23 protein-coding genes are annotated in these 21,647 nt (G+C 41.2%); 20 read left to right on the top strand and 3 right to left on the bottom strand.

What is annotated here, in order from left to right; all coding sequences use genetic code 11:
• Positions 1 to 14: 14 nt before the first annotated feature.
• Positions 15 to 1,958: a ribosomal protection-like ABC-F family protein gene (gene abc-f, locus AB5627_RS01660; protein ID WP_368369634.1), complete on the bottom strand. Its 1,944-nt coding sequence runs from the start codon at positions 1,956 to 1,958 to the stop codon at positions 15 to 17.
• Between the two features lie 217 nt (positions 1,959 to 2,175).
• Here abc-f and speD point away from each other — a divergent pair, with 217 nt between their 5' ends.
• The 10 genes from speD to nspC are packed head-to-tail and all read left to right on the top strand — an operon-like array spanning position 2,176 to position 9,659.
• Entirely contained in the window at positions 2,176 to 2,991 is an 816-nt protein-coding gene (gene speD / locus AB5627_RS01655) for an adenosylmethionine decarboxylase (RefSeq protein ID WP_265290474.1), read from the top strand.
• Between the two features lie 16 nt (positions 2,992 to 3,007).
• Positions 3,008 to 4,459, top strand: coding sequence for an aminotransferase class I/II-fold pyridoxal phosphate-dependent enzyme (locus AB5627_RS01650; protein ID WP_038671728.1), 1,452 nt, complete (start codon positions 3,008 to 3,010; stop codon positions 4,457 to 4,459).
• 16 nt (positions 4,460 to 4,475) lie between these two features.
• Positions 4,476 to 5,327 carry a polyamine aminopropyltransferase gene (gene speE / locus AB5627_RS01645; protein ID WP_038671730.1) on the top strand — a complete coding sequence of 284 codons (852 nt, stop codon included), beginning with the start codon at positions 4,476 to 4,478 and terminating at the stop codon, positions 5,325 to 5,327.
• A gap of 11 nt (positions 5,328 to 5,338) precedes the next feature.
• A complete protein-coding gene (speB, locus tag AB5627_RS01640; RefSeq protein ID WP_117876113.1) occupies positions 5,339 to 6,187 on the top strand; it encodes an agmatinase in 849 nt (282 codons plus the stop codon).
• Between the two features lie 38 nt (positions 6,188 to 6,225).
• Complete coding sequence (locus AB5627_RS01635; protein WP_022288393.1) at positions 6,226 to 7,428, top strand: saccharopine dehydrogenase family protein; 1,203 nt, start codon at positions 6,226 to 6,228, stop codon at positions 7,426 to 7,428.
• A gap of 15 nt (positions 7,429 to 7,443) precedes the next feature.
• Complete coding sequence (locus AB5627_RS01630; protein WP_022288394.1) at positions 7,444 to 7,683, top strand: hypothetical protein; 240 nt, start codon at positions 7,444 to 7,446, stop codon at positions 7,681 to 7,683.
• Between the two features lie 12 nt (positions 7,684 to 7,695).
• The gene (locus tag AB5627_RS01625) at positions 7,696 to 7,926 is read left to right on the top strand and encodes a hypothetical protein (protein ID WP_022288395.1); all 231 of its coding nucleotides are present in this window, start codon (positions 7,696 to 7,698) and stop codon (positions 7,924 to 7,926) included.
• Positions 7,907 to 8,227 carry a YbjQ family protein gene (locus AB5627_RS01620; protein WP_038673184.1) on the top strand — a complete coding sequence of 107 codons (321 nt, stop codon included), beginning with the start codon at positions 7,907 to 7,909 and terminating at the stop codon, positions 8,225 to 8,227. Before AB5627_RS01625 ends, AB5627_RS01620 begins: the two co-directional genes overlap by 20 nt.
• Positions 8,228 to 8,512, top strand: a complete 285-nt coding sequence (locus AB5627_RS01615; protein ID WP_046439728.1) for a hypothetical protein — start codon at positions 8,228 to 8,230, stop codon at positions 8,510 to 8,512.
• 16 nt (positions 8,513 to 8,528) lie between these two features.
• The gene (gene nspC / locus AB5627_RS01610) at positions 8,529 to 9,659 is read left to right on the top strand and encodes a carboxynorspermidine decarboxylase (protein WP_368369633.1); all 1,131 of its coding nucleotides are present in this window, start codon (positions 8,529 to 8,531) and stop codon (positions 9,657 to 9,659) included.
• Between the two features lie 47 nt (positions 9,660 to 9,706).
• On the opposite strand, the gene AB5627_RS01605 is transcribed toward nspC, so the two are convergent.
• Positions 9,707 to 10,492, bottom strand: a complete 786-nt coding sequence (locus AB5627_RS01605; protein ID WP_038671740.1) for a Cof-type HAD-IIB family hydrolase — start codon at positions 10,490 to 10,492, stop codon at positions 9,707 to 9,709.
• Positions 10,493 to 10,919: 427 nt separating this feature from the next.
• Between AB5627_RS01605 and AB5627_RS01600 the strand changes: the two genes are divergently transcribed.
• Positions 10,920 to 13,190, top strand: coding sequence for an LTA synthase family protein (locus AB5627_RS01600; RefSeq protein ID WP_368369632.1), 2,271 nt, complete (start codon positions 10,920 to 10,922; stop codon positions 13,188 to 13,190).
• Between the two features lie 105 nt (positions 13,191 to 13,295).
• On the opposite strand, the gene rpmB is transcribed toward AB5627_RS01600, so the two are convergent.
• Entirely contained in the window at positions 13,296 to 13,481 is a 186-nt protein-coding gene (rpmB, locus tag AB5627_RS01595; RefSeq protein ID WP_022288401.1) for a 50S ribosomal protein L28, read from the bottom strand.
• A 248-nt stretch (positions 13,482 to 13,729) separates the two neighbouring features.
• Between rpmB and AB5627_RS01590 the strand changes: the two genes are divergently transcribed.
• The 9 genes from AB5627_RS01590 to AB5627_RS01550 all read left to right on the top strand — a co-directional run bounded on the left by AB5627_RS01590 (position 13,730) and on the right by AB5627_RS01550 (position 21,643).
• Positions 13,730 to 14,395, top strand: a complete 666-nt coding sequence (locus AB5627_RS01590; protein WP_368369631.1) for a site-2 protease family protein — start codon at positions 13,730 to 13,732, stop codon at positions 14,393 to 14,395.
• Positions 14,396 to 14,421: 26 nt separating this feature from the next.
• Positions 14,422 to 15,624, top strand: a complete 1,203-nt coding sequence (locus tag AB5627_RS01585) for a ScpA family protein (RefSeq protein WP_022288403.1) — start codon at positions 14,422 to 14,424, stop codon at positions 15,622 to 15,624.
• A gap of 20 nt (positions 15,625 to 15,644) precedes the next feature.
• On the top strand, positions 15,645 to 16,208 hold the full coding sequence (gene scpB / locus AB5627_RS01580) for an SMC-Scp complex subunit ScpB (RefSeq protein ID WP_022288404.1): 564 nt from the start codon (positions 15,645 to 15,647) through the stop codon (positions 16,206 to 16,208).
• 19 nt (positions 16,209 to 16,227) lie between these two features.
• Positions 16,228 to 17,232, top strand: coding sequence for a hypothetical protein (locus AB5627_RS01575; protein WP_022288405.1), 1,005 nt, complete (start codon positions 16,228 to 16,230; stop codon positions 17,230 to 17,232).
• Between the two features lie 20 nt (positions 17,233 to 17,252).
• Positions 17,253 to 17,648: a GerW family sporulation protein gene (ytfJ, locus tag AB5627_RS01570; RefSeq protein WP_022288406.1), complete on the top strand. Its 396-nt coding sequence runs from the start codon at positions 17,253 to 17,255 to the stop codon at positions 17,646 to 17,648.
• A 78-nt stretch (positions 17,649 to 17,726) separates the two neighbouring features.
• Positions 17,727 to 18,857, top strand: a complete 1,131-nt coding sequence (locus AB5627_RS01565) for a D-alanyl-D-alanine carboxypeptidase family protein (RefSeq protein WP_265290492.1) — start codon at positions 17,727 to 17,729, stop codon at positions 18,855 to 18,857.
• A gap of 37 nt (positions 18,858 to 18,894) precedes the next feature.
• Positions 18,895 to 19,626, top strand: a complete 732-nt coding sequence (locus AB5627_RS01560) for a pseudouridine synthase (RefSeq protein ID WP_022288408.1) — start codon at positions 18,895 to 18,897, stop codon at positions 19,624 to 19,626.
• 233 nt (positions 19,627 to 19,859) lie between these two features.
• Entirely contained in the window at positions 19,860 to 21,242 is a 1,383-nt protein-coding gene (locus tag AB5627_RS01555) for a carboxyl transferase domain-containing protein (RefSeq protein WP_022288409.1), read from the top strand.
• 38 nt (positions 21,243 to 21,280) lie between these two features.
• Positions 21,281 to 21,643: a biotin/lipoyl-containing protein gene (locus tag AB5627_RS01550; protein WP_022288410.1), complete on the top strand. Its 363-nt coding sequence runs from the start codon at positions 21,281 to 21,283 to the stop codon at positions 21,641 to 21,643.
• Positions 21,644 to 21,647 lie beyond the last annotated feature (4 nt).

Raw genomic sequence — 21,647 nt, 5'->3', positions numbered from 1 at the left:
CTGTGAAAATTTGTTTATGAAAGCTGATCTGAAAGTTCTGCCCATTCGTCCATTTTCTGGTCAAGGGCGGTTTTGGCTTCTTCAAGCTCTTTGCATTTCTCGCTCATTTTGCTGTAGTCGGAAGCTATCTCAGGGTCAGATATGGCATTTTCAAGTTCAAATATCAGAACTTCTGTATCTTCGATCTCCTTTTCAAGTTCTCTTATGCGGTTGCGTTTTTGAGCGTCAGCGGCACGCTGTTCCTTACTGCGATATTGTCTTGCTTTGTTTTCTTTGTACGCTTTTTCCTCTTCAGCACGCTTTATCTCTGCTTCGCTCTGCATCTTGAGCTGACGGGCAGCGTTCACCGCTTCGCTGTATGCGTCAAAGTTGCCCTCGTATGAGTTCACCTCGTCATGCTTTATCTCTATTATCCTGCTTGCTACCTTGTTGAGTAGATATCTGTCATGAGATATAAGGATTATCGTTCCACCAAACTCTGCCAAAGCGTCCTCCAGCACTTCTTTTGTGCTTAGGTCAAGGTGGTTTGTAGGCTCGTCAAGCACAAGTACATTTCCACGATTGAGAGCCATTATGGCAAAGCAAAGCTTTGCCCTTTCGCCACCGCTGAGAACAGAAATAGGCTTGAACACATTCTCGCCTGTAAGCAGAACTGCACCTAGCACGCTTCTTGCCTGTTGTTCTGATAATCTTGGATAGCGATCCGTTATTTCTTCAAGCACTGTCTTATGAGGATCAAGTATAGCGTGTTCCTGTTCAAAATAGGATATCTTCACGTTTCCGCCCCAACTTATATTCCCACCCTCGTGTGGGATAATGCCTTGGATAAGTTTCAGTATGGAAGTTTTTCCGATACCGTTCGCACCGATTATAGCAACGTGCTCTCCACGGCGAACGTTCATTGTAAGTGACTTTATAAGCTCCTTTTTGTCAGCACCCTCGCCAACGACCAGCGGACAGTCAACAACTCGCACAATATCCTTTGTTGGCTCAATATCATATTCAAGCTTTATCTTTGGCGGCTTTGAGTACATAAGCGGTTTGTCGATTCGCTCGATACGGTCAAGCATATGCTGTCTTGACTTCGCCATTTTTGAGGTTGAAGCCCTGACGAGATTTTTCGCCACATAGTCCTCAAGCTTTGCTATCTCTTTTTGCTGTGCTTCATATTCTTTGAGCTGACGCTCTGATTTCATTTTCTTTTGCACAAGATAGGAGGAATAGTCCCCTCGATATGATGTGAGCCTGCCTTGTTCTATCTCACATATTCTCGTACAGACCTTGTTTAGAAAATATCTGTCGTGGGAAACTATGATTATTGCACCCTTGTAGCCTTTGAGATAGTCCTCTAACCACATGAGCGTTTCAAAATCAAGGTGGTTGGTAGGCTCGTCAAGTATAAGCAGATTAGGCTCTTCAAGAAGAAGCTTAGCCAGTGCAAGACGTGTTTTTTCACCGCCTGAAAGGGTAGAGATGACTCTGTCTGTAGGTGTTGAGCCAAAGCCCATGCCGTTAAGCACCTGCTTTATTTTTACATCTATCCTATATCCGTCCCGAGCCTCAAAGTATGAAGAAAGCTCGGCATATTCGTGGCTTATACTGTCAATATCTCCGCCATCTGCCATTTTCTTTTCAAGGACTTTCATTTTATCCAGTGTTTCAAGGAGGGGAGCGAAAGCGTTCTTCATTTCCTCACCTATGGTAAATTCAGAATTAAGTCCGCTGTTCTGCCTTAAAAAACCAATGGAAGCCTTTCCTGCGATATTCACAGAGCCCAGTCCTTCGGGGGTCTTGTCGTAGCCCTCACTGCCTGTAATGATATTAAGCAGGGTAGACTTTCCACATCCGTTTATGCCGATAAGTCCAACGGCTTCTCTGTCTTCAACTGTGAAATTTATATCCTTGAGCAGTGCCTGCCCATTGAAATATTTGTAAAGATGTTCAACATTCAATAACATTGTATATTTCTCCTGTAACAATTATCAGAACTAATTATACACTATTTTCTTCTTGATTTCAACCTTTTTTATTTTATTGCCACACTTATGCCATGCTTAATAAAAAAATATGAAAAAAGTGCGTAAAACTATGTACTTTTTGATCGAGATGTGGTATAATGAAAACAAGTCTATAATTTTAGTCTTGATAGGCTGATTATTTTATCCGAAAGGACGGGTGATGTTAGGGTTGGAGCAGAAGCTTTCTTTGTATGGTTTTAATAATCTAACCAAGACCCTTAGCTTTAACATATATGATGTATGTTATGCCAAAACTGAAAGAGAACAAAAGGAATATATTGCTTATATTGACGAGCAGTATAATTCAGAAAGACTTACGAAAATTCTTTGCGACGTTATTGAGATGATAGGCGCAAGGATACTTAATATATCAAAACAGGATTATGAGCCGCAGGGTGCGTCTGTGAACGTGCTTATTGCTGAAAAAGCCCTCGATGAGGACAGTATCGACCCTTCGTGCAATCAAGGAAAAATAGGCGGCGATGTGCCTGAAATGATACACGCTCACCTTGACAAGAGCCATGTTACCGTTCACACATTTCCTGAATATCACCCAGACAATGCTATTTCCACATTCAGAGTGGATATAGATGTTTCTACTTGCGGAACTATTTCTCCGCTAAATGCACTGAATTATCTTATCAGCAGCTTTGACTCTGATATTATCACTATTGACTACCGAGTAAGAGGCTTTACGCGAGATGTTTTGGGAAAAAAGTTTTTTATTGATCACAAGATAACTTCGATTCAGGATTATATAGATAAAAATACGCTGACTAAATATGATGCAATAGATGTCAACGTTTACCAGTCGAATATTTTCCATACCAAGCTTCTCATTAAGGATATCGACTTGCAGAATTATCTTTTCAAGCAGGACGTATATGAGCTTACGCCGAAGCAAAGGCTTGACATAACAGATAGTCTGCGCCGTGAGATGATTGAGATATACAGCGGCATGAACATATACTGATAAGGTAGTGATAGATTTGAACTTAACACAGAATAACGCACCTGTGTATGAGGCTTTAAAAAAACATATGAGGAACAGAGTGGTGCGTCTTGACGTACCTGGTCACAAGGGCGGAAGAATGAATAAAGAGCTTCGTGACTTTTTGGGCGTGGATTGTCTGAAGTGCGATGTGAACTCCATGAAGCCACTTGACAACCTTTGTCACCCTGTTTCTGTGATAAAAGATGCTGAAATGCTTGCCGCTGAGGCTTTTGGTGCAAAGCACGCATTCTTTATTGTAAACGGCACAACTGCCGCAGTTCAGACGATGATATTTACAAGCTGTAAGGCAGGAGATAAGATAATAATGCCGAGAAACGTTCACAGAAGTGCTATCAATGCACTTGTTGTGTGCGGTGCTATACCTGTTTATGTAAACCCAGGCACAAACAAACAGCTTGGAATACCTCTTGGAATGTCCGTTAAGGACGTTGAAAAAGCTATCAAGGAAAATCCTGATGCAAAGGCTGTTTTGGTGAATAACCCAACTTATTACGGAATTTGCTCTGATATAAAAAGTATCGTCAAGCTTGCCCATGAGCATGGTATGTTGGTGCTTGCGGACGAAGCACATGGCACTCACCTTTATTTTGGTGAGGGTCTGCCTTGCTCTGCAATGGCGGCAGGAGCAGATATGGCGGCAGTATCAATACACAAAACAGGAGGAAGCCTAACACAGTCATCACTCCTTCTTTGTGCAGACACTGTTTCAGAGGGTTATGTAAGACAGATAATTAACCTCACTCAGACCACAAGCGGCTCTTATCTGCTTATGGTATCACTTGACCTTGCAAGAAAAAATCTTGCGCTCAACGGCAAGGAGCTTTTTAAAAAGGCAGTTGACTATGCCGATTATGCAAGGGAAGAGATAAATAAGATAGGTGGCTATTATGCTTTCGGTCGGGAGCTTGAAAATGGTGATGATATCTTCGCATTTGACAGCACAAAGCTTTCCGTTCACACAAGAGCCATGGGATTGGCAGGTGTTGAGGTCTATGACATTCTACGTGACGATTACGACATTCAGATAGAGTTCGGTGATATCGGAAATATACTTGCTATAGTTTCCGCAGGAGATAGAGAGCTTGAGATAGAGCGTTTTATATCCGCACTTTCCGAAATTAAAAGGCTTTATTCAAAAGACCCGTCAGGAATGTTTGACCACGAATATATCAATCCTATCGTTGAGATACCGCCGCAGCAAGCTTTCTACAGCGAGAAAAAATCAGTGCCTATAGAAGAAAGCAACGGTATGATATGCGGAGAGTTTGTTATGTGCTATCCGCCGGGAATACCTATCCTTGCCCCTGGTGAGAAGATAACTTCCGACATACTTAATTATATCGCATACTGTAAAGAAAAGGGCTGTTTCCTTACAGGTACGGAGGATCTTGAGATAAACAACATAAACGTAGTGGTAAATTCATAGAGAGGAGATACATTTTATGGATCTTTGGTTTACTGAGAAACATACGGACGATGTTAATTTCACCATTCGTGTAAAAAAACAGCTTTATTCTAAAAAAAGCTATTATCAGGAAATAGACGTTTTTGACACATATGAGTTCGGCAGGGTATTAGTGCTTGACGGCTTTATAATGCTTACCGAAAAGGACGAGTTCATCTATCATGAAATGGTAACGGCAGTCCCTATGGCGGTCAATCCTGAGATAAAAAAGGTGCTTGTTATTGGTGCGGGGGACGGTGGAACTATCCGCGAGCTTTGCAGATATAACACTATTGAAAAGATAGATATGGTGGAGATAGATGAGCAGGTAGTAAATGTGTGCAAGGAGTATCTTCCACAGACAGCCTGTGCATTTGACGACCCTAGACTTACCCTCTATATTGAGGACGGTCTGAAATTCGTTCGCCGCAAGGAAAATGAATATGACCTTATTATAGTTGACTCCACCGACCCGTTTGGACCTGGAGAGGGACTTTTTACAAAAGAATTTTACGGCAACTGCTCAAAGGCGCTCACAGATCAGGGAATATTGATAAACCAACATGAAAGCACTTATTATGATTCCTATGTGGATATGGTAAAGCGCACACACAGAAGAATAGGCAGTGCGTTCCCGGTTTCAATGGTCTATCAGACACATATACCTACCTATCCGTCGGGTCATTGGCTTTTCGGCTTTGCTTCTAAAAATCTTCACCCTATATATGACCTTAAGGCTGATGAGTGGAAAAAATTCGGCATAAAGACAAGATATTATAACACAGAGCTTCACAAGGGCTGTTTCGCACTGCCGAATTACGTCCTTGATGTACTTGAGGACTGTGACTAAAGGAGAAAAGTATGGAAAAAAATGTTCATACCTTTATAGGCTGTGATTGTGAATATGATGATTCAAAGATAGTCCTTTTCGGCGCACCATATGACAGCACAACTTCGTTCAGGCCGGGTACAAGATTTGCAAGCTCTGCAATGCGCAATGAGAGCTTCGGCATTGAGACTTATTCACCGTATCAGGATAAGGATCTCCTTGATGTGAATGTGTTCGACAGCGGCGACCTTGAACTGCCATTTGGCAATCCTGAGGGCGCACTGAGGGATATCCAAAGCCGTACATCAGAAATACTTGATGACGGCAAAGTGCCTTGCATGATAGGCGGCGAACACCTTGTCACTCTCGGTGCAGTTAGAGCTGTGGCAGAGAAATATCCAGATCTGCATATCGTTCACTTTGACGCTCATGCCGATCTGAGGGACGATTACCTTGGAGTGAAAGAGTCACACGCCTGTGTGCTTCATAGATGCTGGGATATTGTGGGCGACGGAAAGATATATCAATTTGGCATCAGAAGCGGTGACAGGGACGAGTTCAAGTTTGCGAAAGAGCATACTTTCATGGAAAAGTTCGGCTTTTTCAGACTTGACAGCATAGTGAAAAAACTTCAGGGCAAACCTGTTTACTTTACCCTTGACCTTGACGTGCTCGACCCTTCAGAGTTTCCGGGAACGGGTACTCCTGAGGCAGGGGGAGTTACTTTCAAGGAGCTTATGTTTGCAGTGGAGGAAGTCGCAAAGCTCAATATCGTGGGCTTTGATGTGAATGAGCTGTCCCCTGTATACGATCAGACAGGACGTTCAACGGCACTTGCCTGCAAGCTGCTGAGAGAGATACTTTTGTATTTTTATAAGTAAATAAGTATAATTGATAAAATAGAAAGGAATGATCTAATATGTCAAGAGCATTGATAATCGGTGCAGGCGGAGTTGCAGGTGTAGTTATACACAAGTGTTGTCAGAACAGCGAGGTATTTACTGATATCTGTATCGCCAGCAGAACAAAGTCAAAGTGCGATAAATTCAAGGAGGAACTTCAGGATAAGACAAAGACAAATATCACAACTGCACAGGTGAACGCAGACAACGTGCCTGAGCTTGTTGCTCTTATGAAAGAATATAAGCCTGATATTTGTATCAACGTGGCTCTGCCTTATCAGGATCTCCATATCATGGACGCTTGTCTTGAGTGTAAAGTAGACTATGTTGACACAGCAAACTATGAGCCAGAGGACACTGCAAAGTTTGAATACAAGTGGCAGTGGGCTTACAGAGAGAGATTTGAAAAGGCTGGTATCACAGCGCTTCTCGGATCTGGCTTTGACCCAGGTGTAACAGGTGTTTTCTGTGCATATGCTCAGAAGCATTATTTTGATGAAATAAACTATATAGATATCCTCGACTGCAATGGAGGCGATCATGGCTATCCATTCGCAACGAACTTCAATCCTGAGATAAACATAAGAGAAGTTTCTGCAAAGGGTTCTTATATTCAGGACGGCAAGTGGGTAGAAACTGAGCCAATGGAGATAAAGAGAGTTTATAACTTCGATCAGGTTGGCGAAAAGGATATGTATCTTCTTCACCACGAGGAGCTTGAATCACTGGCTCTCAACATCAAGGGTATCAAGAGGATTCGTTTCTTTATGACATTTGGTCAAAGCTATCTTACACACCTTAAGTGCCTTGAGGACGTGGGTATGACTTCTATCGAGCCTATCGACTTTGAGGGCAAGAAGATAGTACCGCTACAGTTCCTTAAAGCAGTTCTTCCTGATCCAGCTTCACTCGGTCCAAGAACAAAGGGTAAGACAAATATCGGTTGTATCTTCCAGGGCAAAAAGGACGGCAAGGACAAGACATATTACGTTTACAACGTATGCGATCATCAGGAGTGCTATAAGGAAGTCGGTTCACAGGCTATCTCCTACACAACAGGCGTGCCTGCAATGATAGGCGCAATGATGATACTCACAGGCAAGTGGAAAAAGCCGGGCGTACACAATATAGAGGAGTTTGATCCGGATCCATTCATGGACGCACTTAACAAGTGGGGTCTGCCTTGGACAGAGAACTTTGATCCTGTTCTTGTTGACTAATAGGAGAACAAAAAAATGAAGATCGAAGAAGCTTTTGCGAGATATCTCGGACAAGAGGTTCTTGTTTATACAGTTTCGCAGGGAGGTTCGCTTTCATCAGTTATAGACTGCACACTTGAAGAGATAGGCGATGGCTGGGTAAGAGTTACTCAGGGTGATGATAGAAACGAAAGTATCGTGAATACAGCCAATATCATCAGGATAAGAGAGTATCCACGAAACAAAAACGGCAAAAAGAAAATGGTTTTTGATTAAAGGTGACGAAAAGTGAAAACCAAAACAAAAAAAATGATAGCACCAGTTGTGATAGTTGCTTTGATATCTATTTATTATATAGCTATTGGCGTTATTTTTGCATATATGAATGGTGTTCCTATGCTTGCAAAGATAATTGCTCTGGTAGTTCCTGCCTTGCTGTCAGGCGTTGCGATAACGGTGCTTATTCAGCGTATAAAAGAAATAAAGAAGGGCGAAGATGATGATCTTAGTAAATACTGATTATATTTCTGGCAAAAAGCTTGAAATGCTTGGGCTTGTCAAAGGCTCAACTATCCAGACCAAAAATGTCGGAAAGGATATCATGCAGAGCTTTAAAAATCTTGTTGGCGGAGAACTTACTGCCTATAATGAGATGATGAATGATGCAAGAGCTCTTGCCACGAAGAGAATGGTGGTTGAAGCTGAACAATTGGGTGCTGATGCAGTAGTTAATATAAGATATGCTTCATCTGCTATTGCGGCAGGCGCGGCTGAGGTGATTGCATACGGAACAGCAGTAAAATTTATGGGGGACGAGTAAATGATATTGATGATAGACGATGTTAAAATGGTAAATGCTGATATGTTTTACCCATATGTCAGCAAGGCGCTTGCTCATGATATGGATTCTATAGCTAACGGCGACAAGCTTTATGAGAAGCTATGTGAAGTCGAAGAGCCATTGGAAATAATGATACATGACTTTGACGATATTCCTGAGGAGAGTCTTGAATTTGCCAAGGGTGTTCTTAGTGTTTTTATGGACGCAAGAATGAAAAACAAAAATATTACAGTAAACTTTATCAACGATGGTTCATATAGATGAGCTGTGGAGGAAAAGAATGTTTGATATTTCTAAGGTGAAAACCCCTTGTTATGTTGTTGACGAAGCAAAGCTTCTAAAAAATCTGACTATCTTGAATAATGTCATGGAGAAAACGGGTTGTAAAATACTTTTGGCACAGAAAGCTTTTTCCATGTATAGCACATATCCTATGATATCACAGCACTTGAAAGGCACTACCGCCAGCGGTCTTTATGAGGCAAAGCTTGGCAGGGAAGAGTTTGACGGAGAAGTTCATGTTTATTCTCCTGCATACACAGAAAAGGACATGAATGAGCTTGTTCAGATATGCGACCATATCGTGTTCAACTCACCAAAACAGTGGCAGAAATTCAAGGGCATTGTTGAAAAAAGCGGCAGGAAGATATCCTGCGGAATAAGGTGCAATCCTGAGTATTCGGAGATCAAAACTGATATCTACAATCCATGCTTCAAAAATTCAAGGCTCGGAACAACTTTAGATAATTTTGATGACAGTCTTATCGATGGCATAGATGGTCTGCATTTTCATACTATGTGTGAGCAAGGCTCTGATGTGCTAAAAAGAACGATACCACATATTGAGGAGAAGTTCGGCAAGTATCTTTACAATATGAAATGGATAAATCTTGGTGGTGGACATCACATAACCCGTGATGACTATGACCTAGATACCCTTATCGAGTGTGTGAATTATCTTCATGACAAATATGGTGTTCAGGTCTATCTTGAACCGGGCGAGGCTGTTGCACTCAATGCAGGATATCTTGTTTCAGAGGTGATAGACACGGCTAAAAACGGCATGGATCTTGCTATCCTTGATGCCTCAGCAGCCTGTCATATGCCTGACGTTCTGGAAATGCCTTACCGACCGAATATCATCGGTTCAGGGCAGGCAGACGAAAAGGCTTACACCTATCGCCTTGGCGGTCCGACCTGTCTTGCAGGTGATATAATCGGGGATTATTCCTTTGATAAGCCGCTTAAAGAGGGTGACAGGCTTGTTTTCTGTGATATGGCTATATATTCCATGTGTAAAAACAACACTTTCAACGGAATGCCTTTGCCGTCAATATATCTTCAAAAGCTTGACGGCGAGTTGGAGCTTATAAAAGAGTTCGGCTATGATGATTTTAAAATGAGATTATAAGAAAAAGCGGTCTGATTTTTGGTCAGATCGCTTTGTTTATGTTTTATTTATGCAAGGCAGTGTTTTTCGATTTCTTTCATAACGCTGTTGTCATTGTTTGAGCCTGTCATGAAATTTGCTACCTTTTTAATAGACTCATGAGCATTTGACATTGCAAAGCTGTAGTAAGAATTGTTGAGCATATCAACATCGTTAAGATAATCGCCGAAAGCCATGGTTTCTTCATATCGTACTCCAATGCGGTTTTCTATGGTTCGCAGTGCAGTGCCTTTTGTTACGCCCTTATTCATTATATCCGTCCAGTATTTACCTGAAAGCTGCACGTTGAAATTTTCGCCGAAGCGTTCTTCAAGCTTGCAGTAGCCGTCATTTTCAATGCCGCTTTCTTCAAAAACGGCTATCTTGAAAATATCATCGTCGACAAGGGTGAGATCCTCCATCTTTACTTGATTTACATAGTATGAAGCTATTTCTTGGTGCTGACTATCATTTCTTGAGTTATGCCATGTGCCATTTTTTCCGCAAAGAAGGACTGTAAGTCCTAATTTGTCGCAAAATCTAACTGCTTCTTTAACGGTATCCTTTGGCAACACTGAAACCGAAAGAAGTTTTCCTTTATCAACAACATATGCACCATTGTCGCAAATAAATGTCATGTCGTCAAGATATTCAGAAAACTGTTTTTTTAGCGTGCAGTAGCTTCTGCCACTTGAAATAACAAATCTGATATTTTTATTAAACAGCCGTTTTACTATGTTGTCAAAATTTTTGGGAAGCTGCTTGTTATCGTCAAGCAAAGTGCCGTCCATGTCAGTTGCAATAAGTTTTATCATTGTTTTCCTCCGTGATCATTGTTATGCTCAGACATTCATATTATAATGTATTTCTATACTATTTTCAATTATTTTTGATTTTTGACAAAAAACTTTGTCGATTTTAATATATTTATTCCATATAAACAAAAGCACATTGAGATTATTGTACAGTTAAATTATTTGAACATACATAAAATGTAAATTGTTTTACACGATTATTACAAAAGTGAAAAATAGCTGAAATTTCAGCTTAATTTGTTGACATTAAGGTTCAATGGGAGTAAAATATACTTTGTTCAAGGAATATTGCCTTTAAATTAGTTGGCTTGTTTGAGGAAAGTTTTGTGTATTTCACTGAAAAGGTTTTAATATGCTTGACTTTTATCAGAAAAAATTATACAATATTCTTTGCGACTGAATAAAGTAAATTGAAAAGGAGATATAAATGAATAAGGTCATAACAAAGATCCGCAGTGGAATAGGCGGATACCTGAAGGATAACATCTTGTTTCTAACATTTGTATTTGCATCTGTTCTGAATGGATTTCTTCTTAGAGCATTTACTGTTAAGTTTAATTACAGCCAGATAAAACCGCTCATGGCTGATATGGCAGTTATACTGTTGCTTGCTCTAATTTCATATGTGTTTAAAAAGCCAAGAAAGCAATTTGTATATTTGCTTGTACTCACCATAATTTTTTCTATTCTTTGTACGGCAAATTCTATATACTATACAAATTATAAGTCGTTTATCTCAGTATCGCTTATTTCAACGGCTTCACAGCTCGGCGGAGTAATGGACGCTGTTACTGAGAACATCATGGAACCAAAGGATCTTATTTTCCTGTGGGATATCCCTGTGATCATAGTTGTGTACATACTTCTTAAAAGACGTACAAGAGATTATATCACCGAGGTCAAGGAAAAGAGAAAGCGCCGTGAATATGCTCTTGGAACATTTTGTGTTTCCATAGGTCTTGCAGGAATATTTTGTTCAACACTTACCGGCACTGATTATTCAAGACTTGCTAAGCAGTGGAACAGAGAATATGTTCTTGGCACTTTTGGTCTTTACACATATCAGTTCAGCGATGTTATTTCCTGCACTCATGCGAAAATAAATATGATGTTTGGTTACGAGGAAAGCGAGGAGGTTTTCAATAAGTTCTATGACGATAAGTCAAAGACTGAAGAAACTTCTGAAAAGAGTAACAAGTACACGAATATTTTCAAGGATAAGAACATTATAGTTATCCACGCTGAAAGTTTTCAGCAATTCTGTATGGATACATATATAAACGGAGAAGAGCTTACACCTAATATGAACAAGCTTGCGAGAGAGGGTCTTTATTTTTCAAATTTCTACGCTCAAGAGAGTGTGGGAACAAGCTCAGATAGCGAGTTTACCTTTGCTTCTTCACTTATGCCAGCTTCAAGCGGTACAGTTGCTATCAACTATTGGGACAGAGATTACACAACTACCCAGAAAATGCTTAAGAAGAAGGGCTATTATACTTTCAGTATGCACGGCAACAACGGCTCTTACTGGAACAGACTTAATCTACATCATTCCCTTGGTTATGATGATTTCTTTAACTATAACAAAGATTTTAACATTGATGAAACTATTGGTCTTGGTCTGTCAGACAAATCGTTCTTCAGACAGGCAGTGCCAAAGATCGAGAAGATAAACAAGGAGCATGATAAGTGGTATGGTGCGTTCCTTATGCTCACAAACCATACGCCGTTTACTGACATTGAGCGTGTGAGCGACTATGAGGTAGATTTCAAGTATAAGATGTTCAACGAAGAGGATGGAATGTATGAGGAAAAATCTGCACCGTTCCTTGAGGGTACAAAGCTTGGATCTTATTTTAAGTCTGTTCACTATGCAGATCAGGCTATTGGTCAGTTCATGACAGAACTTGACAATGCAGGACTTCTTGATAACACTGTTGTTGTTATTTATGGTGACCATGACGCAAAAATAAAGGCAGAGGAGTATGACCGATATTTCAACTATAATCCATTTACTGATTCTGTTCTTACTGAGGATGACGAGGGCTATGTTCCTGTTGACGATTTCTACTACAATCTTAACAGAAAAGTGCCGTTCATAATATGGTCGAAAGACGGCGGATATGAGCCTACAGAGGTCAAGCAGATAATGGGTATGTATGACGTTCAGCCAACACTTGGAAATATGTTTGGCTTCTCAAATGTCTATGCACTTGGTCATGATATCTTTTCTGTTGCTGATAACGAGGAAAATGTTGTTATCTTCCCAAACGGCAATTTTGTAACAGATACTGTTTACTATGATAGCCAGAAAAACACATATTTTGATCTTACGGATTACAAAAATGTGGCAACGGCGGTGTCATGCAATCAAGTATATAAAGATGATCCTAACCCAGTGTATATGGACGACGATCAGGGTCTGTTCAAGACCACTGTGAATGAAACGTACTGTCAGGATTCTTGTAACGCACGAATAAACGATGGTGTTGTGGACGAGGATTATATCAGTAACTATTCAAATTATGCCGAGGAGCGAATTAACATCTCCAATGCTATAATCTACTATGATATGATATATAAGACCGACCACGGTTTCAGCAACAACAATATGAACAGTGACAATTCATCGTCAGGTGCTAATTCTGTTTTTGCACCGCCTGAGAATAAGAGAACATTTGGCAGACACGCTGCATAATAAAAATCGGAGCAGAGTATGACACTCGGCTCCGGTTTTTTTGTATCTTAAAAAGCATAAAAAAAAGACTAGCGAAGCTAGTCGATTTTTTGGAATATTCAAGCATTAAGCTCTTTCTACCTTACCTGAACGCAGGCATCTTGAGCAAGCGTAAATGTGACAAGGAGTGCCGTTTACAACAGCTTTAACTCTCTTTACATTTGGCTTCCAAGTTCTGTTTGTTCTTCTGTGTGAGTGTGATACCTTGATACCAAAAGTAACGCCCTTACCGCAGATTTCGCATTTTGCCATTACGCTGCACCTCCTTTACCCTTAAAAATGCAATACTATTATTCACAATATTAAATATTATAGCATAACTGAAAAGAAATTGCAAGAGCTTTTTGAGATTTTTTTTGAAATTTCCGTAAAATCGCATATATTTATCGTTTTCGATTAAAAATAAAGACAAAATGCCTTGAAATTTCATTGAAAATAGTGTATAATTACACTTGTGGTTTGTGTAATTTTGTTTTGAAATGACAGGAGGTCATGAAAATATGGATCCGCAGAAAATTCTTGATTACGGTGCAAAGCTCATCGTAATTTTCATGTGTATACCTATCCATGAGTACGCTCACGCATGGGCGGCAACAAAGCTTGGGGATGATACCCCACGTTATCAGGGTAGACTTTCCCTTAACCCTCTTGCACATCTTGACCCTATTGGTGCATTGTGCATATTCTTCATAGGTTTTGGTTGGGGTAAACCTGTTCAGGTAAACCCTATCAGGTTTAAGAATTACAGGAAGGGCATGGCACTCACGGCAGCCGCAGGTCCTATCTCAAATATCATAATGGGACTTATCGGAATAGTTCTTTATAAGCTTTTCTATGTGCTTTATATAGTGCATTATTCTATAGCTTTTTACTATGTGTCGCTTGTATTATATTACTTTACAGCTATAAACGTGGGACTTGCAGTGTTCAACCTTATACCTATCCCGCCGCTTGACGGTCAGAAGATACTTTCTTACTTTACAAGCAGTAAGGTAGATCGCTTTATGGCACAGTATCAGAACTATATCGCTATTGCATTTATGATACTTGTTGTAACAGGCGTTCTTGATACGCCTATAGGTTGGTTACAAAATGGTATGTTCTGGATAATGGATAAGCTTACGTTCTGGGTTGACCCTATACTAAAAGCGATATTTTTGAAATAAAACTGTTCATGAAAGGAAAAACGTAAATGAGTGCTGCTCAGTTCAAGCTGGATATGTTTGAAGGACCGCTTGACTTGCTTCTTCACCTTATCAGCAAGCACAAACTGAATATTTACGATATTGAGATATCTTTGCTCCTTGAACAGTATATGGACTATATCAATGATCTTGACCACGAGGATTATGAGGATGCCGCTGATTTTCTTGAAATGGCGGCACGCCTTATATACATAAAGACCTGTTCGCTTCTGCCTCATGACGAGGAGTCAAAAGAGCTTAAAAAAGAGCTTGAAGGCAGGATCATCGAGTATTCTCTGTGCAAACAGGCTGCACAGACTCTCCGTGAAGTTTACGTTGGTGACCTTGTTTTTATAAGGACAGCGATAAAGCTTCCTGTAAACAAGACCTATACCCGTGAGCATGACCCTCAGTGCCTTTATGACGCTTATATGGGCATATCAAAGAAAGCCCGTGAGAGCGTTCCGCTGAAAGCGAAGATGTTTGAGCCGATAGTTTCACATAAGATAGTATCGGTCACATCGAAGATAATCCATGTCCTTAAAAGACTTTATAAGCATGGTGAATGCGATATGGGCGACCTTTATGACGGCATGACGGAGAAAAGTGAGAAAGTCGCTACTTTTCTTGCTATATTGGAGCTTACAAAGTCTGGCAGGATATTTCTCAATGACGATAACTCAAAGATTTTTTTCAACAAGGCTTCAAAGAACAAAAAAGTCGAGTCCGACTTCGATAAGCCTGTTGTTATCGAAAGCGAAACGACAGAAGCTGTCCCCGAGCCTGAGCCTATAGAAAATATACTTGACGATGAGCCTGCAGATGAGATAGAAGAAGTTGCTGATGTTGACGCAGAGCGTGAAGAAGCTTCTCAGTCAAAGCGGTATATATCTGCAAAATCCGAGCGCATATCAGGTGAAGTTATTGCGGCGTATGCTCCTGTGAAATCAGCTGAGGAGGTCATGGCTGAAATGGAGCAGATATCTGAAAAGATAGACAGTGTTGTTTTATATACCGAGCCTGTTATGGCAAAGCCTGAGCCCGAACAGCCTGATGAAGCCACTATGGAGGAGATAAGGCTGATCGAACAGCTTGCGGATATTACCCCTGATACTGTATTCAAGCCGAACTATTGGGCAAAAAGAAGATATTATTGGGGATATTCACCTGTGGGCGATGACGGAGACAATAATTTCTGGTGCTACGGATAAAATAAGAAAAGGGATAATCTATGGAACATTCAAATATACAGGCAGCCGTCGAGGCTGTGCTTTTTGCAAGCGGAGAGCCTGTGGAGAGCGAGAAGCTATGCGAGGCAGTTGGTATCGTCAAAGATCAGCTTGAGGAAGCTCTTGGCTCTTTGGCAGATAAATACAGCAAGGCTGAAAGCGGAATTACGCTTCTGAGCCTTAATGGGTCATATCAGCTTGCCACAAAAGAAGAGCTTGCGACATTCATAAAGGCGGCTTTGGAGATAAAGAAAAACTCTGTTCTTAGCCCTGCGGCAATGGAGACGCTGACAATAGTCGCATACAATCAGCCTGTAACAAAGGGCTTTGTCGAACACGTCAGGGGAGTTGACTCCTCGGGAGTTGTAAATTCTCTCGTAGATAAGGGTTTGCTTGCAGAAGCGGGAAGACTTGACCTGCCTGGCAGGCCTATTGCATACAAGACGACGGACAATTTTCTCCGTTGTTTCAGGCTGTCAAGCCTGGACGATCTGCCGCCTATCCCTGATAAGCAGGAGCAGATAACCATTGACGAGATAACAAAAGAGAATGATACGGAAGAATAAAGTATGACCATGAGGGGAGATGATAACGATAATTGTTTTATGGATACTGCTTGGTATTATAGCGGTTATTGTTATCCTGCTGCATTTTTCCATTACGGCACAGATAGATCTGAATAAAAAAGGCTTTGATCTTAAAGTACGGTATATGTTTTTTGACATTTATCCACGAAAGCCTAAGAAGAAAAAACAGAAAAGATCAAAAAAAGCTGAACTGCCTGAGGATAGTTTTGATGATTTTGAGGAGTTTGAGGACAATATTGAAGAAAGCTTACCTGTCCCACAGACTGATGATACGACAGATAAAACAGGAGAAGTGTCCGAGCAAATTGTTGAAGCTAAGCCTGAAAAAATAGAAAATAATGAAGCAGATGAAAATGTCAGCGTGACTGAGGTAGAGGATAAGCAGGAAGATATCGCTGATATTGATACTGATACCAATGTTGAAGCTGGTGCAGAGGACAAACCCGAGGAAATAACTGTGAAGCAGGAGAAAAAGGGCTTTGTCGGAAAGCTTTTTCATAAAAAGGATAAGGGTGAAAAGAAGCCGGTTTCCAAATCTAAAGAAAAGAAAAAAAGCAAGTTCTATGAGCTGAAAGCGCAGTATAAAAAGGTGAAGCCTTATATTCCCATGGGCTGGAAATATTTCAAAAAGCTTCTGAAAGCTATACGCTTTACAGACACAAGGATAGTTCTTGACGTTGGAAAAGAGGACGCTTACGAAGCGGCTATGCTATACGGCAAGGTGCAGGCAGGGCTTTTCAATACTATTGCAATACTTGCGGGTGTTTTTACAGTAAAGCTTAAAAAAGCTGATGTGAACTGCATTTTTGATGAAAAAAAGTTCGGATATGACGTTCATACCTTAGTCAGGGTAAGACCAAGCACTTTGATAGCAATAGGGTTTTGCACGGGCGTTAATTTTCTTAAAATATATCTTTCAGGCAGACGTAAGAAAAAGCGTGCTGCCAAGCGTCGCAGTAAAGAGCTTGCGGCTAAAAAGAATGAAGTTAAAGCAACAAATTGAAATACGAAAGGTTGAGAAAAATGAGCGAAAGTACAAAGATCGAGGGACTTGTTAAAACTGCAATGGACAAGGTCCGTGAAATGGCAGACTGCGAGACTGTTGTGGGCAAGCCTATCGTTACCGCAGATGGTACTACTATAATCCCAGTTTCAAAGATATCAGTGGGCTTTGCGTCGGGTGGCTCTGACTTGCCAACAAAAAGCACAAAGGAAACGTTCGGCGGTGGCTCAGGCGGAGGAGTAACTATCCAGCCTATCGCTTTTATCGCTGTTTACAAGGGCGAAGCAAAGCTTTTACAGCTTTCGATGAATGCGACAAAGGAAAACGCTATCATAAATATGGTACCTGAGGTGATAGATAAGATAACAGATTTTCTTGGCAAAAAGTCTGACGACGAGGACGAAGACGAGGAATAATTTTACTGAATTTTAAAAGCACAAGTGAGCAAACTAATCCTTGAAATTGATTTTAAGGGTGTGGTTTGTTTGAAATGCGTGACGGTATTTATTTGTACGGTCATGATGATGTGCTTTTGCTGTATGAATGTCAGTGCTGACGATCTCAGTGAGATATCCGCGAAGAGTGCTATAGTTATAGACGGTGAAACAGGTGATGTGCTGTTCGAGAAAAACGCCTATGAAAGGCGTCCGATGGCAAGCACTACCAAAATAATGTCTGTGCTTCTTGTGCTTGAAAGTGGTGAAGATCTTGACAAGCAGTTCGTGGTAGACAGCGAAGCTATAAAGGTCGAAGGCTCGTCCATGGGTCTTCAAGATGGTGACAAAGTCACTCTACGCGATCTATGCTGTGGCATGCTTCTTCCAAGCGGAAATGACGCTGCAAATGCTGCTGCGGTAAGAGTGGCAGGAAGTATCGGCAAGTTCGTTCAGCTTATGAACAAAAAGGCTGAACAATTGGAGCTTAATGATACTCATTTTGTAACGCCGTCAGGGCTTGATGATGATACAGATGAGCATTATTCCACTGCAGCGGATATGGCAAAGCTTGCAGCGGAAGCAATGAAAAATGAAGATTTTAGGGCTATATGCCACCTTGAAAAGGTTGAGTTGTGCTATGGAAACCCACCGTATGACCGCTGGCTAATTAACTCAAACAAGCTTTTAAAAAGCTGTGAAGGTATTGTGGGCGTAAAAACGGGGTTTACGGACAAGGCGAGGAGATGTCTTGTTTCAGCCTGTGACAGAAAGAATAAAGAGCTTATATGCGTTACCTTGAATGCTCCTGATGATTGGAATGATCACTCAAAGCTCTATGATTATTGCTTTGATTTTGTATCTAAACAGAAGCTTCCACTGGATAAAAGTAGTTTTGATGTTGCAGTTGTTGGCGGAGTGAGCGACAGTGTGAAATGTAAGGTAGGGCATGCAAGTGCGGTGCTTTTGAACGGCAGGGCTTACAAAGTCAAGACAAAGATATATCTGCCAAGGTTTGTTTATGCGCCTGTGAAAAGTGGAGATAAAATAGGGCTGGCATTGTTTTACTACAATGATGTGGAAATAGCCCGAACGGATATCACGGCGGTGGAAGATTCGATGCTTGCAGAGCCTGAAAAGCCAGATATATTCCACTATTATCTAGATAAGCTGAAAAAATTGTTTGCATAACGGCTCAATGTGAGCCGTACATAAATAAGGAGAAAATATGGAAAAGATTCGTATACAGAAAATAATGTCTGACAGTGGTGTTTGTTCAAGAAGAAAGGCAGAGGAGTATATCTCAGAGGGAAGGGTAAAGGTCAATGGCAGACCTTGCAAGCTTGGCGACAAGGCTTTGGCAGGCAAGGATATAATCACCCTTGATGGGGAAAAAATATATGTTGCCAAGAAAAGACAGCTTTATTATATCATGCTCCACAAGCCAAGAGGATATGTTACCACAATGAGCGATGAGCTTGATAGAAAGTGTGTAACCGAGCTTCTAACAAAAGTGCCTGAAAGAGTTTATCCTATCGGCAGACTTGACAAGAACTCAGAGGGACTGTTGCTTTTCACAAATGACGGAAATTTTGCCAATGATATCATGCACCCTTCAAGGCATATCGCTAAGACTTATCGTGTTACAGTAAGACCTGACATAAACGATGAGCAACTCATAAAGCTTGCTTCAGGAGTTGAAATAGACGGCAAAATGACGCAGGAGTGTTCAGTTGTTGTGCTCGACAAACAGCCTGGCAGGGTTGTGCTTCAAATGACTATCCATGAGGGCAGGAACCGTCAGATAAGAAAAATGTGCGAAGCTGTGGGACTTGAAGTCGCAAGACTAAAGCGCACTGCCATCGGTCCGATTAAACTTGGTATGCTAAAACCAGGTGAGTATAGAGAGCTTAAACCTGACGAGCTAAGGGCTTTAAGGAATGCTATCACCAAAAAATAACGCTTATCGGGGGTCTCTTTTTGTCAGGAGGCCCTTTGTTATTGTGCAAAATGCTTAATAATATGCGTGTATCGATATTGATTATGCTACTAAACGTAAAATATGCGGAAATAGGTCAATTTACTCTTGTAAATTTGGCGAAAAAATAGTATAATATTAAGTGTATAAATATGATAAAATCCAGTAGTTTTGCGTTATTTTATCACAAAAATTATTTGAATGGAGGAAACTGTATGTCTGATTCAATTTCTACTCTTGCTGAGCTTAAAGCTGCGTCGCAGACTCCTACTGCTGCAAGAAACAGGCTGACATATTTGTTTGACGAAGGAAAATTTACAGAGCTTGACGCTTATGCTGCTGCGGGTGACTCCCTTGCTGGAGTTATTACTGCTTTTGGCTATGTTGAGGGTAATCCTGTATATGCTTTTTCTCAGGACGTGACTGTTAAGGACGGTGCTTTGACAGAGGCACAGGCAAAGAAGATAGCAAAGGTTTATGACCTTGCTGCTAAGACAGGTGTTCCTGTTGTCGGAATATTCGATTCTTATGGTGCTGACGTAAGCGACGGTTCAAAGGCTCTCAATGCTTATGGTGAACTGCTTATGTGGACTTCTAACCTTTCAGGTGTTGTTCCTCAGATAGCTGTTGTCGCTGGCACTTGTGCAGGCTGTGCAGCAATGCTCGCTGAGTCTGCTGACTTCACTGTTATCGCAAAGGATGCTGAGCTTTATGTTGCACCAAACGCAAACATAAAGAACTCTGCTGAAAATGCTGCTGAAAACGGCACTGCTGCTGTTGTTTGCGAGGACGATAAGGCTGCTGTTGAGGCTGCAAAGAGTATACTTACAAAACTTCCACAGAACAACCTTTCACCAGTACCAATGTATGAATTTGCTGATCCAACTGAGGCTGTTGGTGATGACGCTGATGGCATTGCAAAGGCTGTTTGCGATGGCGACAGTGTAAATGAGCTTAATGCTGAGTATGGCAAGGCTTCTTATACAGCACTTGCAACACTTGGCGGTGCTACAGTTGGCGTTGTTGCTACTAACAAGACAGGCGACAAGCTTACGTCTGCTGATTGCTCAAAGATCGCAAGATTTGTAAGAACTTGCGACGCTTACGCTATCCCTGTTGTAACTTTTGTTGATACAGAGGGCTTTAAGGCTGATGATGATACTGAGGCTTACGGTGCTGTGAAGGATATGGCAAAGCTTTGCCACGCTTACGCTGAGGCTACTACTATTAAACTTGCTGTTGTTACAGGTAAGGCTTATGGTCCTGCATTTATTGCACTTGCTGGTAAGGGTTCAAATGCTGATCTGTCATTTGCTCTTGATACAGCTGTTATCTCTGCACTTGCTCCTGTAACTGCTGTTGAGTTCCTCCAGCATGATGAGCTGAAGGGTGCTGCTGATCTTACTGCTGCAAGAAACACTCTTGCTGATAAGTTCGCTAAGGAGAATGCCTCTGCTGCTGTTGCTGCAAAGAATGGCTGCGTTGACGGTATAATCGCTAAGAACGAGATCAGACAGACACTTATGGATTCTATCGAGGTAATGGCTGGAAAGAGAATTTCCAGACTGCCTAAGAAACATAGCAATATTCAGTTGTGATAAACATATCAAATTAAAAAGATTGGTGGTTTTTTAAGATGAAAAGATATAATATTACAGTAAACGGAAAAGCTTATGACGTTGCAGTTGAAGAAGTCGGCGGAAGTGCCGCTGCTGCTCCTGTAGCCGCTGCCCCTGTTGCAGCCGCTCCTGCTGCTCCAGCTCCAGCCGCTGCACCTGTTGCAGATGGCACAAAGGTAACAGCTCCAATGCCTGGTACTATCCTTGACATCAAGGTAGCTGTAGGCGACACTGTTAAGTCAGGTCAGGCTATTTGCGTACTGGAAGCTATGAAAATGGAGAATGACGTTAACGCTCCTTGCGACGGTAAGGTACTGAGCGTTAATACTACTAAGGGCTCTGCTGTTGAGACTGGTGCAGTTCTTGCTGTTATCGGCTAATAAC

The sequence above is a fragment of the Ruminococcus sp. RTP21198st1_G1_RTP21198_201120 genome (genome assembly GCF_040924265.1).
Lineage (GTDB): Bacteria > Bacillota > Clostridia > Oscillospirales > Ruminococcaceae > Hominimerdicola > Hominimerdicola aceti.
This window is presented reverse-complemented; position numbering and strand designations above follow the sequence as displayed.

Excerpts from the sequence above, each read along its gene's own strand:
- abc-f (WP_368369634.1), bottom strand. The coding sequence starts at position 1,958 with ATGTTATTGAATGTTGAACATCTTTACAAATATTTCAATGGGCAGGCA.
- speE (WP_038671730.1), top strand. The coding sequence starts at position 4,476 with ATGGATCTTTGGTTTACTGAGAAACATACGGACGATGTTAATTTCACC.
- speB (WP_117876113.1), top strand. The coding sequence starts at position 5,339 with ATGGAAAAAAATGTTCATACCTTTATAGGCTGTGATTGTGAATATGAT.
- AB5627_RS01635 (WP_022288393.1), top strand. The coding sequence starts at position 6,226 with ATGTCAAGAGCATTGATAATCGGTGCAGGCGGAGTTGCAGGTGTAGTT.
- AB5627_RS01630 (WP_022288394.1), top strand. The coding sequence starts at position 7,444 with ATGAAGATCGAAGAAGCTTTTGCGAGATATCTCGGACAAGAGGTTCTT.
- AB5627_RS01620 (WP_038673184.1), top strand. The coding sequence starts at position 7,907 with ATGATCTTAGTAAATACTGATTATATTTCTGGCAAAAAGCTTGAAATG.
- AB5627_RS01615 (WP_046439728.1), top strand. The coding sequence starts at position 8,228 with ATGATATTGATGATAGACGATGTTAAAATGGTAAATGCTGATATGTTT.
- nspC (WP_368369633.1), top strand. The coding sequence starts at position 8,529 with ATGTTTGATATTTCTAAGGTGAAAACCCCTTGTTATGTTGTTGACGAA.
- AB5627_RS01605 (WP_038671740.1), bottom strand. The coding sequence starts at position 10,492 with ATGATAAAACTTATTGCAACTGACATGGACGGCACTTTGCTTGACGAT.
- AB5627_RS01600 (WP_368369632.1), top strand. The coding sequence starts at position 10,920 with ATGAATAAGGTCATAACAAAGATCCGCAGTGGAATAGGCGGATACCTG.
- rpmB (WP_022288401.1), bottom strand. The coding sequence starts at position 13,481 with ATGGCAAAATGCGAAATCTGCGGTAAGGGCGTTACTTTTGGTATCAAG.
- AB5627_RS01590 (WP_368369631.1), top strand. The coding sequence starts at position 13,730 with ATGGATCCGCAGAAAATTCTTGATTACGGTGCAAAGCTCATCGTAATT.
- AB5627_RS01585 (WP_022288403.1), top strand. The coding sequence starts at position 14,422 with ATGAGTGCTGCTCAGTTCAAGCTGGATATGTTTGAAGGACCGCTTGAC.
- scpB (WP_022288404.1), top strand. The coding sequence starts at position 15,645 with ATGGAACATTCAAATATACAGGCAGCCGTCGAGGCTGTGCTTTTTGCA.
- AB5627_RS01575 (WP_022288405.1), top strand. The coding sequence starts at position 16,228 with ATGATAACGATAATTGTTTTATGGATACTGCTTGGTATTATAGCGGTT.
- ytfJ (WP_022288406.1), top strand. The coding sequence starts at position 17,253 with ATGAGCGAAAGTACAAAGATCGAGGGACTTGTTAAAACTGCAATGGAC.
- AB5627_RS01560 (WP_022288408.1), top strand. The coding sequence starts at position 18,895 with ATGGAAAAGATTCGTATACAGAAAATAATGTCTGACAGTGGTGTTTGT.
- AB5627_RS01555 (WP_022288409.1), top strand. The coding sequence starts at position 19,860 with ATGTCTGATTCAATTTCTACTCTTGCTGAGCTTAAAGCTGCGTCGCAG.
- AB5627_RS01550 (WP_022288410.1), top strand. The coding sequence starts at position 21,281 with ATGAAAAGATATAATATTACAGTAAACGGAAAAGCTTATGACGTTGCA.